The organism is Paramagnetospirillum magnetotacticum MS-1, from assembly GCF_000829825.1.
GTDB classification, from domain to species: Bacteria; Pseudomonadota; Alphaproteobacteria; order Rhodospirillales; family Magnetospirillaceae; genus Phaeospirillum; species Phaeospirillum magnetotacticum.
Genome location: NZ_JXSL01000022.1, coordinates 1 through 16159, shown reverse-complemented (window position 1 = coordinate 16159; position 16159 = coordinate 1). Strand labels below are relative to the sequence as shown.

The 16159-nt window shown below is 59.9% G+C and carries 13 protein-coding genes and 1 tRNA gene; 9 read left to right on the top strand and 5 right to left on the bottom strand.

Going from position 1 to position 16159, the window contains the following annotated elements:
- Window position 1 precedes the first annotated feature (1 nt).
- From ubiU to CCC_RS05150, 4 genes are all read left to right on the top strand, one after another.
- Complete coding sequence (gene ubiU / locus CCC_RS05165) at window positions 2-1009, top strand: ubiquinone anaerobic biosynthesis protein UbiU (RefSeq protein ID WP_009870033.1); 1008 nt, start codon at window positions 2-4, stop codon at window positions 1007-1009.
- A complete protein-coding gene (gene ubiV, locus CCC_RS05160) occupies window positions 1006-1911 on the top strand; it encodes a ubiquinone anaerobic biosynthesis protein UbiV (protein WP_041040182.1) in 906 nt (301 codons plus the stop codon). The genes ubiU and ubiV overlap by 4 nt, the downstream gene beginning before the upstream one ends.
- Before the next feature lie 247 nt (window positions 1912-2158).
- The gene (locus tag CCC_RS05155) at window positions 2159-3169 is read left to right on the top strand and encodes a hypothetical protein (protein WP_009870031.1); all 1011 of its coding nucleotides are present in this window, start codon (window positions 2159-2161) and stop codon (window positions 3167-3169) included.
- A gap of 48 nt (window positions 3170-3217) precedes the next feature.
- Window positions 3218-3293 (top strand) — tRNA-Ala (locus tag CCC_RS05150).
- Window positions 3294-3552: 259 nt separating this feature from the next.
- Here the strand turns inward: CCC_RS05150 and CCC_RS05145 are convergent.
- The 4 genes from CCC_RS05145 to CCC_RS05135 all read right to left on the bottom strand — a co-directional run bounded on the left by CCC_RS05145 (window position 3553) and on the right by CCC_RS05135 (window position 4615).
- Window positions 3553-3741, bottom strand: coding sequence for a hypothetical protein (locus CCC_RS05145; protein ID WP_041040180.1), 189 nt, complete (start codon window positions 3739-3741; stop codon window positions 3553-3555).
- 79 nt (window positions 3742-3820) lie between these two features.
- Window positions 3821-4141 carry a BRO family protein gene (locus CCC_RS23025; protein ID WP_407668824.1) on the bottom strand — a complete coding sequence of 107 codons (321 nt, stop codon included), beginning with the start codon at window positions 4139-4141 and terminating at the stop codon, window positions 3821-3823.
- Window positions 4068-4355, bottom strand: coding sequence for a Rha family transcriptional regulator (locus CCC_RS23020; protein ID WP_082036504.1), 288 nt, complete (start codon window positions 4353-4355; stop codon window positions 4068-4070). Before CCC_RS23020 ends, CCC_RS23025 begins: the two co-directional genes overlap by 74 nt.
- A gap of 74 nt (window positions 4356-4429) precedes the next feature.
- On the bottom strand, window positions 4430-4615 hold the full coding sequence (locus CCC_RS05135) for a hypothetical protein (protein ID WP_041040178.1): 186 nt from the start codon (window positions 4613-4615) through the stop codon (window positions 4430-4432).
- A gap of 675 nt (window positions 4616-5290) precedes the next feature.
- Here CCC_RS05135 and CCC_RS05130 point away from each other — a divergent pair.
- Genes CCC_RS05130 through CCC_RS05120 form a run of 3 tightly spaced genes read left to right on the top strand, consistent with a single transcriptional unit; the run spans window position 5291 to window position 13047 of the window.
- Window positions 5291-6466, top strand: coding sequence for an ABC transporter substrate-binding protein (locus tag CCC_RS05130; RefSeq protein ID WP_041040176.1), 1176 nt, complete (start codon window positions 5291-5293; stop codon window positions 6464-6466).
- 9 nt (window positions 6467-6475) lie between these two features.
- Window positions 6476-10153 (top strand): PAS domain S-box protein, encoded by a 3678-nt coding sequence (locus tag CCC_RS21055; protein WP_052472945.1) that lies wholly within the window; start codon window positions 6476-6478, stop codon window positions 10151-10153.
- Window positions 10153-13047, top strand: coding sequence for an ATP-binding protein (locus tag CCC_RS05120; RefSeq protein WP_082036503.1), 2895 nt, complete (start codon window positions 10153-10155; stop codon window positions 13045-13047). The genes CCC_RS21055 and CCC_RS05120 overlap by 1 nt, the downstream gene beginning before the upstream one ends.
- A gap of 95 nt (window positions 13048-13142) precedes the next feature.
- Here CCC_RS05120 and CCC_RS05115 read toward each other — a convergent pair whose 3' ends face one another.
- Window positions 13143-13556 (bottom strand): hypothetical protein, encoded by a 414-nt coding sequence (locus CCC_RS05115; RefSeq protein ID WP_041040170.1) that lies wholly within the window; start codon window positions 13554-13556, stop codon window positions 13143-13145.
- A gap of 938 nt (window positions 13557-14494) precedes the next feature.
- On the opposite strand from CCC_RS05115, the gene CCC_RS05110 reads away from it, so the two are divergent.
- Window positions 14495-15949, top strand: coding sequence for a DUF3987 domain-containing protein (locus CCC_RS05110; RefSeq protein ID WP_082036502.1), 1455 nt, complete (start codon window positions 14495-14497; stop codon window positions 15947-15949).
- A partial coding sequence (locus tag CCC_RS22090) for an HIRAN domain-containing protein (protein WP_201773283.1) occupies window positions 15919-16159 on the top strand: 241 nt, incomplete at its 3' end. The genes CCC_RS05110 and CCC_RS22090, both read left to right, overlap by 31 nt.

Here is a 16159-nt window from a genome sequence, read left to right as displayed (position 1 = left end):
GATGGCATCGGTCGCCCCTCTGATCCGTCCCGAACTGGTTTGCCCGGCCGGAACCCCGGCGGCACTGAAAAGCGCCGTGGATGCCGGGGCCGATTGCGTCTATGTGGGCTTTCGCGACGAGACCAATGCGCGGAACTTCCCCGGCCTCAACTTCAATCGCAAGGAACTGGGCGAAGGCATCGCCTATGCCCATGAGCGGGGCGCCAAGGTTTTGGTGGCCATCAACACCTTTCCCCGCGCCGGAAAGCCGGAAATCTGGCATCAGGCGGTGGCCGACGCCGCCCGACTCAAGGCCGATGCCGCCATTCTGGCCGATATCGGACTGATCGAGCACGCACACCGCACCCATCCGGAGTTGAGGCTGCATCTGTCGGTGCAGGCCGCCGCCTCCAATCCCGATTCCATCCGCTTTTACGCCGAACGTTTCGACGTGAAGCGCGTCGTGCTGCCCCGCGTGCTGACGGTCCAAGAAATCGCCGCGCTCAACCCCCGCATCGCCCCGGTCGAGACCGAGGTCTTCGTCTTCGGCGGACTGTGCGTCATGGCCGAGGGACGCTGCGCCCTGTCGTCATACGTAACCGGTCAGTCGCCCAACATGAACGGCGTCTGCTCGCCCGCGGGCGAGGTGCGCTATACCGAGACCCCCCAGGGCATCACCTCGGAACTGGGTGGCTTCACCATCAACAAATTTGCCCATGACGAGGCGGCGGGCTATCCCACCTTGTGCAAGGGCCGCTTCATCGCCCATGACAAGGCCAGCTATCTGTTCGAGGAGCCCACTTCGCTCAACACGCTTTCCATGCTGCCCGATCTGATCAAGGCGGGGGTCACCGCCTTCAAGATCGAGGGCCGCCAGCGCGGCCGCGCCTATGTGGCCGCCGTGGTCCAGGCCTTCCGCGCCGGAGTGGACGCCGTGATGGCGGGCAAACCGCTGCCCGACATCGATCTGGACCGCATCACCGAAGGCGGCAAGCAGACCACCGGCGCCTATGAGAAGGCTTGGCGATGACCTCAATTCCGAAGCTTACTCTCGGCCCGGTTCTGTTCAACTGGAAGCCTGAAGCGTTGCGCGACTTCTACTTCCGCGTGGCCGACGAGGCCGATGTGGATAGCGTCCATGTGGGCGAGGTGGTGTGCTCCAAGCGCACGCCGTTCTTCGAGCCCTTCATTCCCGAGGTGGTCGAGCGTCTGGCCGGTGCGGGCAAGGAAGTGGTGTTGTCGTCGCTCGCCCTGATCATGAGCGACCGCGAGATCGCCCAGGCCCGCGAACTGGCGCAAACGGACGGCATCCTGGTGGAGGCCAACGACATTTCGGTGGCGGCGCAGATGAATGGGCGGCCCTTCGTCGCCGGGCCGCTGCTCAACATTTATAACGAGGGCACCCTGGCCTCGCTGGCCGCCATGGGGGCGGTGCGCGTCTGCCTGCCCGCCGAATTGTCCGCCGATGCCGTGGCCTGTCTGGCCGCCTCCACCGCCATGGAGGTGGAGGTACAGGCCTTTGGACGGCTGCCGCTGGCCATCTCGGCCCGCTGCTATGCCGCCAGGGCCCGCAACCTGTCCAAGGACGGCTGCCAATACGTCTGCGCCGACGATCCCGACGGCATGGCGGTGGAGACCCTGGACGAAGTGCCCTTCCTGGCGGTCAACGGCACCCAGACCATGTCCTATCACACCATGGACCTGCTGGGGGATGTGAGGGGATTGGCGGCGCGCCAAATCCAGCGTTTCCGCCTGTGGCCACAGACCTGCGACATGGTGGCGGTGGCCGCCCTGTTCCGCTCCGTCCTGGCGGGCAAGACTGGTGAGGAAGAGGCCGAGGACCTTTTGTCCGATCTGTGCCCTGGGGCGGAATTCGCCAACGGCTACATCCACGGCCGCTCGGGCCACCTCTTCATTGACGCGCAAGGTTGACCAACTCTTGTTCAAGGCGGGAAGGCCCGGCATACTGGTTCGGCTTTAGAGTGCCGAGCCTCAAATATGAGGCGCGGCTCTGATGCGAGCATTGAGCGAGCGGCCAAGGGCGCGGAGGCGCCCGCCCGGCGAGGGCAAAGCAAATGAAGCTAAAGCGTGATGCACATTTAAGGCATCACGCTTTAGAATAGGCATTTCGGGGCGGTGGCGTGGCCGGGGGGAGCGCTGCCAGGGGTGAGCGACATAGATGGCTGATGACGATAAGGGCAAGGATTCGGCGGCGATCGAAGGAGAAGTCTCCTTCGAGCACAAATTCTTCACGTCCTTCGAGGATCTCTATTTCCGTCTGACCGATACCGGAGAGCCCGTGGCGGTTCTCAAGCTTGCCACCAATGAGGCGGTCCTCGCCTTTGACGGTATCAAGCGGGAATTCGGCATGAAGGACGACCAGCATGATTTCAAGATGCTGGACAAGGTGGCCGAGGCCCTGCAATTCGTGCGCGGCCTGCGTCCCGGCGACAAGCTGCCCAAGGAAGTCACCACCCGCGAAGCCTCGTGGGAGCCCCAGGACCGCCACCGGCGCATCGCCTATCAGCGCCTGACCATGCAGTTGGTCACCTGGCTGACCGGCAACGAACACGTCATCAGCAACGTCTCGGAACTGGCCCAGGTGGCTGAGGACCCCCAGGTCAAGAAGAACGTCCAGCTGGCCTTCACCGAGGCGGCGGAAGAACTGGGCCTGGGCCGTAACAACCGTGACGAGGTGGTGCGCTATATCGAGACCCTGGCCAAGGAACTGGCCTATATCGAGGCGTTGCGCGACACCTTCTCCGAAGTGCAGAAGATCGACGAGAAGCTTCAGGCCCTGCGCCGCATCTACGGCGCCGACCGCTCCATGATCGAAACCACCGATCAGGTGGGACGCCTGTCGCAGCGGGCGCTGAAGGTCTTTCAGGACTATTTCGATCAGGTGGACGCCCAGACCGGCGAAATCCTGGCCATGCTGAAGAACATCGACAACCAGATCGGCTATATCCGCCAGGTGCGCGACGCGCTGCATTGCCGCCTGCTGCCCTGGGAGGACTTCATCCAGATCTGGAAGACGGTGTTCATCGTCCGCTCGGACGACAACACCAACAAGATCAGGGATATCTACCAGTTCCTGGCGCCCCGCTACATGCAGTTCAACGACTGGGTCCTGGTGACCAAGCGCGGCATGCAGAAATCAAAGCCCCTGGGCGGCCAGATGCGATGGTAGCGGCTTGACAGGCCGCAGCGGTTTGAACATTATCGCGCTTCCCTTTTCGGGGCCGTAGCTCAGTTGGGAGAGCGCCTCGTTCGCAATGAGGAGGTCAGCGGTTCGATCCCGCTCGGCTCCACCAGTTAGATCAAGGACTTAGCTAGAAATGGCTAGGTCCTTTTTCTTGTCTGGGACAATCCTGGGACAATCCCAGCAGATATGGAACGGATGTTCAGTCCCTCCATAACCCGCTGGGACAATCCCGGGACAGCTAGGCTCTAGTCCATCTCAATGAGGGTTAGCTGAACGTCTGGAGTAGACCAGTGTAGTTAGGCTTCATAATGATAATCCCACGGGATACCTCAACGGGGATGAAAGGGGGCTTCAAGATCTCAGCCATATCACTTGCCTCCGACCTTGGGGGCCGCCGGAAGGCCATGCTTCCTAGCAAGCTGGATCAGATCGACGCTGTCGCCATACATACGAGCCACAGGCCCATACTCTTTGGTATCGACGCTAAGGCCATGCACGGTGATTAACCGGCCTGTGTTGTCCTCAGAATCGAAGCTAGCCACGAGATACTTAATCATCGCCGGTTAGCTCCCTGGACGGTGGTAAGGAGCTTCTTCCAGTCCTTCATGGTGGCGTCGCCGGTAGCCGTCCGATAGCTCAGGATGCGAACCATCTTATCGATGTCGGCATTATGGGTAGCTGCGTTCTGGAGATAGCTGAACCCATCCTTAGGCCACTTTCGGAAATAATCGAAATACCTGCGCCAGGGGAGTACCCTAATTCTGACCTGGGGGTGCTTTTCCGCTCAGTCACATCCAGGCGCTGGAGATGGTGCGCGTAACTACCCTTGTGCTGTGCCAGACCCAAAACAGGGCACACATCCATCGCCACGAACCACGGCTGGTCATCGATGGTGACCACTCGGATGGTCTGTACGCTCCACTGCGTTCCGCTGGGTATTGAAGGAGCGGGTAGCATCCTTCCCCGTGTACCCCATGACCAACAGCATGAAGCCATCACGGGTCAGGTTGGTGCAGGGGAGGGTCTTACCGTTGTCTCCAACGTAGGTTGACTCACGAAACCACTCAGCCTCCAAATTTGGAGCCTGTAAATTTTTACTGATTTCAGCGATGTCACGCAGCACATGCCCATGCTGCTTACCAAACACCTCAGCCACAGCGCGGCTGTCTATGCGCCAAGGCGCGGGGTGATCACGGAACCTAAGAACTTCTTAGCCTTGAATCGGATTCAGGGGAACTAGGCGTCTCAGACCGCGCAATGATGAACAGCGACTGCTTCTTGTTGAGGTAGTAGGCTAGCCTTGCCTGTGTCCCTGATCCTGACACCCAGTCCTGGCACCTTTTCATCCATGATCAGGCTCTCGCCTTCCTCTGGGATTTTGAGGGTGTCCACCATGCGCTGGGTTAGGTTCACCTTGTTGAGCTTAGCCATGTGTGCCATCCCTCTGTCACAGTCCTGGGACAATCCTGGGACAAGCTCAGACGTATCTGGATGCCTAGGAATAGCTCAATTCTCTAGCATGTACGGGACAATAGAAACAAGTGGTCAGCTTAGAAGGCCAGCATTTTAGCGCCTTCCATGGCTTAAACCTTAAGGTTTCCTAGAAGTGGTCTCAGAGGAAGAATGTCCCTGTCTTCTGATTCGCAATGAGGAGGTCAGCGGTTCGATCCCGCTCGGCTCCACCAAATCAAGGAAGGCTCGGACCACATGGTCCGAGCCTTCTTGCTTTTTGTCCCTTCCGGAGGCAACTGCGCCCCGCCGCCGGGACCAATGAGGGGCGCATCCGGGGCGCAAGGCGGACATCGTCCAGTTGAATGACATGCCGCATTGCCGCCATTCGGCGGGAAAGTCCGCTATGGCCCCGTTGTGCCAAATCCGGCCACACACCTGACCGATCACTCCCTGACGCGGAACCCGTTCTTGAATTTGTGCGCTGCCAAAAAATCATAGCTATTTACGGCCCGTTAACTTTAGACAAAAACATTTGTTTATACAAAAGGCGTATAGGGAGTGCGCGAAAGTTTGATTGGACTGACCAATTCAAAAGGTTTTTGGACTAGTTCCTGTCCAAGCACGACGGCATTGCGATGTCCGAGGAGGGGGATAATGAAAACACTCAGCGTAATGGCTATCGCATTGGCTATGCTGGCATCTTCTGTTTCGGGTGCTGAACCGAAATCCCCCGTGCTTCTTGGACTCGACGCCGAAATGGGGCTGGCTTACAGCACCAGCGGTCAAGCCATAGAAAAAGGTATCCTTACCGCCATCGATGAGATCAATGCTGCTGGTGGGGTTTTGGGTGGTCGGCCGCTGCAACTGGTGGCCAAGGACAATCGGTCCATGCCCGCCCGAGGCATCGACAATATCAAATCTTTCGCCGAGATGCCCGGCTTGGTCGCCGTCTTTGGCGGACGCTTTAGCCCGGTGGTGATCGAGGAACTCCCTATTCTCAGAGATACCAAGACCCTGTTCCTGGCTCCGTGGTCCTCAGCTGACCCCATTATCGATAACGGCATGGTGCCCAATTACAGCTTCCGCCTTTCCCTGCGGGACAGCTTGGCGATGCCGTTCATGTTTGATCACACCCGCAAGATCGGAGCACGCAAGGTTGGCCTGCTGTTGGTCAATACCGCTTGGGGCCGTTCCGGCTTGGCGGCGGCGGAACGCTATATCGCCAGCGGTGGGGCACCTCCCATCGCGGCCACAACATGGTTCAATTGGAAAGATAAGAGCGTAATCGACAAGTACGAGCACCTTCTGAACGCCGGGGCTGACGCCATCATCATGATCGCCAATGACGATCAGGCCTCCGTCTTGATCAAGGAGATGGCGGCCCTGCCCAAGGAACGTCGCATTCCCATCATTTCCCATTGGGGGGTAACCGGAGGCCAGCTTGTTGAGGTGGCGGGAGACGCGATGCAGGCGGTGGACTTCACCGTGATCCAGACCTTCTCGTTCTTCAAGGCCGACAAGACTAAGGTCGATTCGGTGTTGAAGACCACCAACAAGCTGTTCGGCATCAGCAAGGTCGAAGACATCGTCTCGCCAGTGGGATTCGCCCACGCCTATGACCTGACCCACATTATTGCCCGTGCCATCAACATGGCAGGGACTACAGATCGTGCCAGCGTCCGGGATACTCTTGAGAGGGTGACGAATTATCATGGGTTGGTGAGGAAATTCGATCAGCCTTTCACGGCAGATCGTCACGAAGCGTTGGGGGCTGCCGATCTTTTGATGGCACGGTACCGAACCGACGGCGTTCTAGTGCCGGTGCCATAGGGGAATTTCATGTTTTTGGCTAAGCTCCGATTGTGGTTCAGCAGCAGTCTATCCCTGCGGATCTCGCTGGTGGCCGCCCTATTGTCTGGCTTGGTGATCTTAGTAGTCGGAGGAACGGCCTGGACACTGTTGCTCCGTCAGGTCGAGACGCAGACACGGCTCAACATGGAAAGGGATGCCTCCGACGAGGCTCAACGAATTGGCGGCATTATCACCTTCATCACCAGTAGCATCGCCTCGTTGTCCGAAAACTCTTTGATCGCCAATGCCCTGGTCGATAGCGCTGGAAAGGAAACCTATCTCATCCCGTTCCTGCGCGGAATGCGGCAAATCCAAGGAATTCCTGTTGATATTGTATTTACCGATTACGCGGGGCGGACCATCGCCACAAATGGCGGCAATGATCTGTCTGGTCAGGAACGGGAGTGGCTGACCGCTGCCCTCGTTGCGGGGAAGTCAACCGCCACGGTAATCGCGAATGCGCAAGGGGCCTATGTGCTGGCATCGGAGATGCTGGCCTATGATCGGACAGATGCTCCAGAGGGAAGCCTGACCTATCGGTTGCCTCTCGCCAAATTGCCGCTTCATGGGTCTGCCACACTGAATTACGAGATCGAGAATATCGCTGACGCTTCCGGTGATACGATCCGCGTCACCTTGCCCGTCGCGAAGCTCCTGGCCGATATCAAGCTGCACATCGATTGGCGCGAACCCCCAAATGCTGCGGGGCATGGCAGTTCTCAGGTATTCCTGCTACTGGCCTTGGCGGCTATGGGAGCGTTCCTTCTGGTGTTGAGGCTCAGTCGGATTGCAGGAGTAAGGCTTACGACTTCTCTGCAATCTCTAAATACAATTACCTCCGAAGTCATTTCATCAGGCCTGTCCGATCACCGTGTTGTCGTCTCTGGCACTGACGAGATCGCCCATCTCAGCATGTCATTTAACGTCATGATGGACAGGATTCAAGAGGCACAGGAAGGACTGGAAGCGAAGGTTTTCGAGCGGACAGCCGAACTAAAACAGGCCCTCGTAAGAATGGAAGAGAGCGAGAGCCGCTATCATGCTCTGTTCACTGCGTCGAAGGTCGCTATGCTGCTGGTCGATCCGGCCGATGGCACCATCGTTGATGCAAATCCCACCGCCGCCGATTTCTATGGCTGGGACATGGATCGCCTGCGGACCATGAACATCCGCCAAATCAACACGCTTTCCCCAGACCTCATCGCTCATGAGATGGAGAATGCCAAACGAGAACAACGTTCTCATTTCAATTTCCAACATCTCTTGGCTTCCGGTGAAATCCGGGATGTGGAGGTCCATACCGGACCACTGGAAGTCGGCGGGCGAACCCTGCTGTATTCCCTGATCCACGATGTCACCGAACGCCGTCGCATCACCGAAGAACGCAACCGACTGTTTTTGGCGATCGAGCAAAGCCCGGCGTCAGTGATTATCGCCGATCGGAATGGCCTGATCGAATACGTAAACCCCGCATTCACCCGGACGACTGGCTACAGCGCCGAGGAAGCCATTGGGCAAAATCCGAGGTTTCTCAAATCGGGGGCGACCACCGATGAAGAGTATAAGGCGATGTGGGACCAAATCACTGCAGGCCATCCGTGGTCAGGGCTGTTCCACAATGTCCGCAAGAATGGGGAAATGTACTGGGAACGCGCCCATATCTCCCCCCTCGTCAACGCGGAGGGATGGATTTCCCACTATTTGGCAGTGAAGGAGGACATCACCACCTCCATGGAAGCCGAAGAGTCTATTCGTCGGCTCAACCGTCAGCTCCAGGATATTCTGGCGGCATGTTCCGAGGTCGCGATCATCGCGACCGATCCGGATGGCGTCATCACCCTATTTAACCGTGGCGCTGAGAACATGCTGGGCTATGAGGCCCAGTCATTGGTTCATAAGGAGACTCCGGCTCGCTTCCATTTGGCCGCAGAGGTAGAGGCAAGAGGACGAGAGCTGGCCGATGAATTGGGAATTCCGATCTCCGGTTTCCGCGTCTTTGTTGAAAAGGCGGGGCGAGAGGGGCATGACCGGCGTGAATGGACCTATGTTCGCAGCGACGGACGGCATCTGACAGTGTCTCTAATTACCACCCCGGTATATGCCGAGGATAACCGGATTGTCGGCTATCTCGGGGTCGCCCAGGATATCAGCACCCAGAAGCAGGCAGCTGCCAAACTGGAGCAGAGCGAAGAGCGATTCCGATCTCTGGTGGAGGGCACCACCGATTGGGTATGGGAATCCGACGAAAATCATGGGTTCAGTTGGTTTTCAGATTCTTTCGACGCAATCATCGGCATTGCTTCGGATTCTCTCCTGGGAAAACGTCGATGGGATATTGTGTCGGACACCCATGAGGTCGAATCCCCTAAATGGGAAGCCCATATCGCTGACCTTACCGCTCATCGTCCTTTCCGCGATTTCCATTACTGGATCAAGACCGGCGACGAAACGGCGAAGTGGATTTCCATCAGCGGTTCACCGCAGTTTGATTACGACGGGCACTTCAAAGGATATCGCGGTAGCGGCTCCGATGTGACCGCCAAAGCCAACGCCGCCATGCAGTTGCGCATGATGTCGAAAGTCGTCGAGCAAAGCCCGGTATCAGTGGTTATCACCGATACCGAAGGAACCATAGAATTCGTAAACGAGCAATTCTGTACGGTGACCGGGTATCGCCCTGAGGAGGTTATTGGACAGAACAACCGGCTTCTGTCCTCGGGACAAACCCCTCTGGAAACATACGTGCGGTTATGGTCTGCCATTGCGTCAGGTCAAATTTGGACGGGAGAACTTCTGAACCGCAAGAAAGATGGAACCCAGCATTGGGAGTTGATCTCCATTTCTCCAATCTATGACGACGACGGCAACATTGCGCGCTATGTGGCGGTCAAGGAGGACATCACCTACAGGCGCAAGGCGGAGCAGCGCATTGCCGAAGCCAACCGGATGCTGGAGACACAATCACAACAGCTCAAGGCAACCAATGCCGAGTTGGAGCAGTTCGCATATGTAGCATCCCATGATCTCCGAGCGCCTTTGAGAATGGTGACCAGTTATCTGACGCTGGTGGAGAGGAAACTCGGGGCAGAGCTAACAGGCGATATCAAAGAGTTTATTGACTATGCGGTCGGCGGAGCCAAGCGCATGGACCGTCTTATTAATGATTTGCTCCAGTTTTCCCGAACCGGAAAGGGCAAGGGATCCGTCACAGTCCATCTGCGAGAGGCTGTCGGTGAGGCCCTCGCCAATCTGGAAGTGAATATCAGAGATTCTAAGGCCGAAGTCTCTACTACCGAAGGGCTGCCCAGCGTGATGGGCGATCCGGGCGAACTGGTGCGCCTTTTCCAAAACCTGATCGGAAACGCGATCAAATACATCCCATCAGAACGGACACCACAGATTGAAATTGGGTGGCGTGAGGAGGCGGGTGACTATCTCCTGTGGGTTAAGGACAACGGGATCGGTATTGCTCCCGAAGATCGGGAAAGAGCCTTCATGGTGTTCCAGCGGCTAGTGGCTCAGGACGAATACGACGGCACTGGAATCGGCTTGGCAATCTGCAAGAGGATCGTCGAACATCACGGCGGTAAGATTTGGATTGAATCCGAAGTGGGCCTTGGTAGTACCTTCTTCATGACGTTCCCCCCGCATCAGGGTGAAGGGTGATGCGTAGCGAGGGCATCTTGAATACAGGTGAAAAGGGGCTTGCCACAGCCATTAAGTTGACAGGCGAAGCTTGCTCGCGAGAACCCATCCATGCACCGGGAACGATTCAGCCCCACGGCGTGATCCTGGCCCTGTCGATCCCCAGTTTCGGGATACTGGCGGTCAGCGAGAATTTGAAGGACGCCTGTCCTTCCGTTGATGGCGAGGCCGTCGCCGAGTGGCTGCCGCCTGCGGTGATGGATGGCATCCGTGAATTGATCCGCTCGGAATCGCACCATGAAGTCACGGTGATGGCGGAGCTTCCGGATCTGGGCTGGCGGGAAATCCATTGCTTCCGTGGCGATGACGTCATCTTCGTGGAATTCGAGGTGGACTGCCCTGAATCCCCGGTGCCGCAGGCATCGATCCTGGCTCTCAAATCCGCCCACGTTCTGGGCCAGTTCCAGTCGGCGCGGTCCCTGACGGAGCTTGGCAACGCGCTGGTCTGGGCCGTCCGCGATGCCACCGGATTCGAGAGGGTTCTCCTCTATCAGTTCGATGACGAGGGCCATGGAGATGTGATCGCCGAAAGTTTGGACGAGACTTGGGAGCAATCCCTGATGGGACTGCATTTCCCGGCCTCGGACATTCCGTCCCAGGCGAGACGGCTTTATCTGCACGTCACCGCCCGCTGGGTTCCGGTCCGCGATTGCGATCCGGTTGCCATCGTGCCGAACTTCAATCCTTTCACGGGCAAGCCGTTCGACATCGGATACAGCCATTACCGAAGCGTTTCGCCGATCCATAACCTGTATCAGCGCAATCTCGGGGTCGATGGCGCCATGACCATCTCCATTCTCAAGGATGGCGCACTTTGGGGGCTGGTGGTCGGACATCATCGCCAATCCCACAGGGCCCCCTTCACCACCCGCAAGCATGTGGAGAGCCTGGTAAGTGCCTTCTCGCTGCGTTTGATGGCCTTGTCACTGCATGGAGAGGCCGAGGCCCTGGTGGAGCACAGCAGTCGCCACGCCCAGTTCCTCAGTAAGCTGGCGGGAGCCGATGACTTCGTAGACGCCATGTCGGAGCCACCCCTGGTGGCGACCGACATGTTTGCCAACTGCACCGGCGCCGCCATCGTCTACCTGAACGAACGCCGGGAAATCGCCACCAGACTGATCGGGCAAACTCCGCCACCCGACGACGTGTTGCGCCTGATGGAATGGCTGCGGGCCTATTCGGCTGGATCCGTGGTGTCCACCGATTGTATCTCCTCGATCTTTCCGGCCTTCGCCAGTCACGCCAAGGAGGCCAGCGGCGTTTTGGCGACCTTCATTGGAGACAATCGCGACCAGGCGCTGCTGTGGTTCCGTCCCGAAGTGATCCGCGAGATTAATTGGGGCGGCCGTCCGGAAAAGACCATGGACAGCACTGGCACCACCTATCTGCCGCGCCGCTCCTTCGAACGATGGGTCGAGCAAAAGCACGGCCATTCGGCACGCTGGCTTTCCTGGGAGATCCAGGTGGCTGGCGCGCTCGCGACGGCCATGACCAAGGTGATCTTGCGGCAGAACCGGCGGATCAAGACTCTGAACGGCGAGGTCGAACGGTTTCTTTGGGTGACGTCGCATCACCTGCGCGAAAGCCCCAGGCGGATTCTGATCGGTTGTCAGCAGATCCGGCGCCATTTGCGCGATCACCTCGACGGGGGTGGAGAGGTCATCTTGGAACAGATGCGCGACACCGCCGAGGGTATGGATCTGCGTCTCAAGGGGCTCCTGGCCTATTCCGAGTTTGGTCATTCCCAGATTGCGCCGAGGCCCCTGCAATTGGCCGATGCGTTGGCGCCGGTCCTTGCGCAGATGGACGAGGAGATCCGGTCCGTGGGCGCGGTGGTTCGGGTCCTGGGCGATCTGCCCGAGGTTCTCGGCGATCAGCGGGGGATACAGTTCGTCTTTCAAAGCCTGATCGACAACGCGCTGCAATTCCGATCCCCGGACAGGGGAGCGGAAGTGAACATTTGGGCCGAGCGCTGCGAGGACGTTTGGACGATCTCCGTGGGCGACAATGGAATCGGCATCGAGCCCGAATATCACGAACGCGTCTTCAATCTGTTCGAGACCCTGCGTCCCGCCGAGCAAAGCAGGGGGATCGGCCTTGGCCTGTCCCTGTGCCACCGGATCATCGAACAGCTGGGTGGAAGAATTTCTTTGACCTCGATTGCGGATCGGGGAACGACGGTCCAGTTCGCCCTTCCCGCAGCGGCAAAGGCGGAACATCAAGCCGCACCGGAACGCAACCTCCGGGGCGTCGACACTCTGGCCCTACTGCGGCACGCGACCCGCGACCTTCATGCCGAAATCGAGCGCCATCCTCTGATGCTTCCGCTCAGCGAGGGGCGCGTCACACCGCAGCAGTACCGCAACGCCCTTGCCGTCATCTACGGCTTCTATCGGCCAAGCGAGGAGCTTCTCTACGCCAAATTCCCCCATCTGGCCGAGACCATGGGGATCCGGCCAAAGCTACCAGCCCTGGTGCATGATCTGGTAGCCTTGGGCTTCAGCGATATGGAAGTGGCAGCCCTGCCCCTCAGTCCGGCGATTCCCACGGTGGAAAGCTGGGGAGAAGGGCTTGGCATGGTCTATGTTCTCGAGGGGGCGACCTTGGGCGGTCAGGTGGTCATGCGCCGGATCAGTCATTGCCTGGGGGTGCTTTCCGGGCTTGCGACCTCATTCCACAATTTCCATGGCGACGGTGCAGGCCCCCACTGGCGTCAGTTCCAGACCCGGATGGCCGAGCAGCTGGATGCAAACCCCGCCGCGCAACAGAAGGCCGCCGAGTGCGCGGTGACGACATTCGAATCCCTTGGAAACTGGTTCACCACTGCCGAGAGAACCTGGGCGACGAGCAACTGAATGGCCGCGTCGGGTCATGTCCGGGCGATTGCCCCCACGTTGCGTCTGACGGCTATGCGACCGACAGCCGCCATTGGGAAAGTCTGCGACCTTTATCACCGCTCTCGCCCCCTGTTCCGCTGCGGCTCCTCGATGGCAGCATCGACCACGGCGGCCCAGATCTCCCGCATCCAGCCGACGACGGTGCGGTGCCGCTGGACAAGATCATTCCCGCCGACGAGCCGCAGCCAGGCGGCAATGCCATCGGTGACCAGGCGGGCAGGATTGCGGATGATCGAGGAATGCCCCAGGGCCATGGCACCAACCTCCAGCAGGAAGCGCAGATGCCGATCCGCCCGGCGGACGATGATATCGCGCAGGGTGCCGTATTGATTGAGGTCGGTGGCATAGGCCGCCAATGATTTTTCATACTGGCCCCACTCCGGCCCCTTGTTTTGTCGCAGGGCGGCGACGGCCTTGGTGTCGGCCCGCCATTGGTCGAACTCCCTCTCGATGCCATGGGCCTTCACGAAAATGCCAAAGGCCCTTTTGTCATCCTCGACCGTATCCCGTTCGCCTTTGACATTGGCGAGCAGGGCAAGCTGATCCTGTTCGGCCTGGACCGCTCGGCGCCGTGATTCCTCGACCTCCGTCCTGGCGACGATGGTGGCCTTGCGGGATTCCTCGGCGGCCTGCTGCGCCTTCCGGGCCAGCAGGGTGGCGTATTCGGCCCCCTGCCGCTCGATCTGTGCCCGGATGGCATCCTGTTCGGCCTTGAGGCGGAGATCGCGGGCGGCCTCCCAACCAGCTTACGGCCGGATCCCGGACGGTGTGCTGCGTAGCCTGTCGAAGCTCCCCCCACGTATGTGACTTCCGCCCATGGCGAAGGATGCACATAGGACCGCCGCCTCCGCCATTGTTGTCGTTGTCCGCCATGACGCCCTCCCTGCGAAATCGCCCCGCCGTCGACATCGAGCGAAAAAAGGGAAGGTCAATGGGGAAAAGGCAAAAAAGAGCCAGCTCGCCTAAAAGGCGGCACCTACGCCGTCGGGATTCTCTTCGCGAATGCCGACCGTATGCCAGGGAGAGCCCTGGACCCCAAAGAGGGAAGGAACCGCTGTTCGCGTTTATTGTTGAACCGGAGGGGCGATCAGATCGCCCCCGCCGGACATCTGCCCTCGTTGAGGCCGTGGATAACGGGCCAGCCTCCGCCTGACTCTTGGCGGTCGCTGCGTCCGGCCGGTTCCCCACCGCACCCAAGTGCCGATGGGCTGTAGACGCACTGCAGACGGCCCAAAATCGCCCCGTGAGGCGCGGTGTGCCTAGGGTTTCGCCCAATCCGCTGGCGCTGACGGTAGGGGGGCCACGGCGGCAGCAAAAAATCTTCCCTCCCGACTTGATACCCGCCGACGGGGGCATAGGTCGACACCAGCGGGCAAGACCGTCCGCCCCAGGGAGGGAGAGAACCATGCCGAAGATACTTCGAGCGAGGAAGCGGACGCCGTCTACCGTCAAGCCGGTGCAATTGAGCCTGCTGGACCTGATCGGCGAGAGGCGATTGGGGGCTGAGCAGACCGAAGCCCTTCGCGGCCTGCTGGCCGCCAAGACGCCCTCGACCACCTGGCGGGGTCTTACCATCATGCCGCCAGGGAGCCTGCTGGACCGGGCGGTCAGCCTGTTCGAACGGACCACGGACTTCCCCCTGGAACTGCCCGCCTTCATGGTGCTGCACTTCATGGCGGCCTACCTGCTGGATCGGGGAGTGGAGATCGAGGTGGCGGGCACCAGGCTGAAGCCGGATCTGTGGTCGACCCTTCTGGCCCCCAGCGGGGCGGGCAAGACCAAGACCGCCTCGATGCTGGCTCGCGTCATGCCGGTTCGGCTGTTCCCCGAGACCACCACCTCCGCACGCTTCATCGAGGAGTTGGCCGCGCACAATCGCGGCCTGTGGCTGCAGGATGAATGGGGCCAGTTCTTGCGGCGGATCGAGACCCAGTCCTACGCCGAGGAGATGCGGGAATACCTGCTGCGCGCCCATGACGGCAAGCCGTTGGCCCGGCGCACCGCCAAGGGCTCCATTGAGGTCGAGGAACCGGCCTTGGTCATCCTTGGCACCACGGTGTTCGAGACCTTCACCACCATCGTCTCGGCCGAGAGCATGCTGGACGGCTTCATGCAAAGGTTCGGCATTGTCATCGGCGAAGCGGATCCAGCCCGTCCGCCCCATCGCTTCCCGATCTACCGTGTCGAGGAGGCCGGCAACCTGGCCCCGCTGCAGGCGGCATGGGAGAATATCGCCGCCCTACCGCTCCATCCCCTCTACACGGTGACGCCCGAGGCCGAGGCGGAATTCGAAGCTGGCTTCCGCCATCATTTCGAGCAGCACCATTCCATCCCCGCCAGCTTCTTCCGGCGCGTCATGTGGCGGGTCTTCAAATATGCCGCCATCTACCACGTCCTGCTGGGCAAGGGGGACGCTCGGATCGACGCCGAGGACGTGGGCTGGGCCATGCGGGTGGCGGTGCTGCACCTGAGCGACGCGCGGCGCCTGCTGGACGGATACAACCTGAGCAAGCTGGAGGCGGTCATCGTCAAGGCCGAGGTCTTCCAGGCCAAGATCGGCCACCGCCCGAGCAAGCGGGAGCTGATCTCCGGCGTCCGCGACATCCAGAACAACGCCATGGCGGAGTTCGTGCTGGAAGTCATGACACCCCTGCCGGGGGCCAATGACAACACCGGCCTGGCCGATGACAAGGCTGCAGCAGGAGTGCCCACGAACGGCTGGAGCGGGAGATGGCTATCGCCGAGGGCCGGGCCTGGTTGGAAGCCCGGCCCACCGCTTCCATGGCTGCGGATCGGGTGGCCGGGGCCTTCTACTATCCCGGCGCCCACATGGACGGGGCTGGCTATGGCGACATCCTGATGTCCATCCGCGAGCCGGACAATCCCCACGACAACAACGCCGTCGCCCTGTGGTCGGCACTGGCGCCGGTCGGGCACATCCCGTCCTGCGCCGCCGCCATGCTGGCGCCGGTGATGGATGCCGGGCATGCCCTGTGGGCGCGGATCGTCCAGGAGGCGACGGCGGACCATCCCAGCACGGTGCTGGTGGAGTATTACGGCCCGGCCATCA

Excerpts from the sequence above, each read along its gene's own strand:
- CCC_RS05145 (WP_041040180.1), bottom strand. The coding sequence starts at position 3,741 with ATGATTAAGTATCTCGTGGCTAGCTTCGATTCTGAGGACAACACAGGC.
- CCC_RS23025 (WP_407668824.1), bottom strand. The coding sequence starts at position 4,141 with ATGCTACCCGCTCCTTCAATACCCAGCGGAACGCAGTGGAGCGTACAG.
- CCC_RS05155 (WP_009870031.1), top strand. The coding sequence starts at position 2,159 with ATGGCTGATGACGATAAGGGCAAGGATTCGGCGGCGATCGAAGGAGAA.
- ubiU (WP_009870033.1), top strand. The coding sequence starts at position 2 with ATGGCATCGGTCGCCCCTCTGATCCGTCCCGAACTGGTTTGCCCGGCC.
- CCC_RS21055 (WP_052472945.1), top strand. The coding sequence starts at position 6,476 with ATGTTTTTGGCTAAGCTCCGATTGTGGTTCAGCAGCAGTCTATCCCTG.
- CCC_RS05135 (WP_041040178.1), bottom strand. The coding sequence starts at position 4,615 with ATGGCTAAGCTCAACAAGGTGAACCTAACCCAGCGCATGGTGGACACC.
- CCC_RS05120 (WP_082036503.1), top strand. The coding sequence starts at position 10,153 with ATGCGTAGCGAGGGCATCTTGAATACAGGTGAAAAGGGGCTTGCCACA.
- CCC_RS05110 (WP_082036502.1), top strand. The coding sequence starts at position 14,495 with ATGCCGAAGATACTTCGAGCGAGGAAGCGGACGCCGTCTACCGTCAAG.
- CCC_RS05130 (WP_041040176.1), top strand. The coding sequence starts at position 5,291 with ATGAAAACACTCAGCGTAATGGCTATCGCATTGGCTATGCTGGCATCT.
- ubiV (WP_041040182.1), top strand. The coding sequence starts at position 1,006 with ATGACCTCAATTCCGAAGCTTACTCTCGGCCCGGTTCTGTTCAACTGG.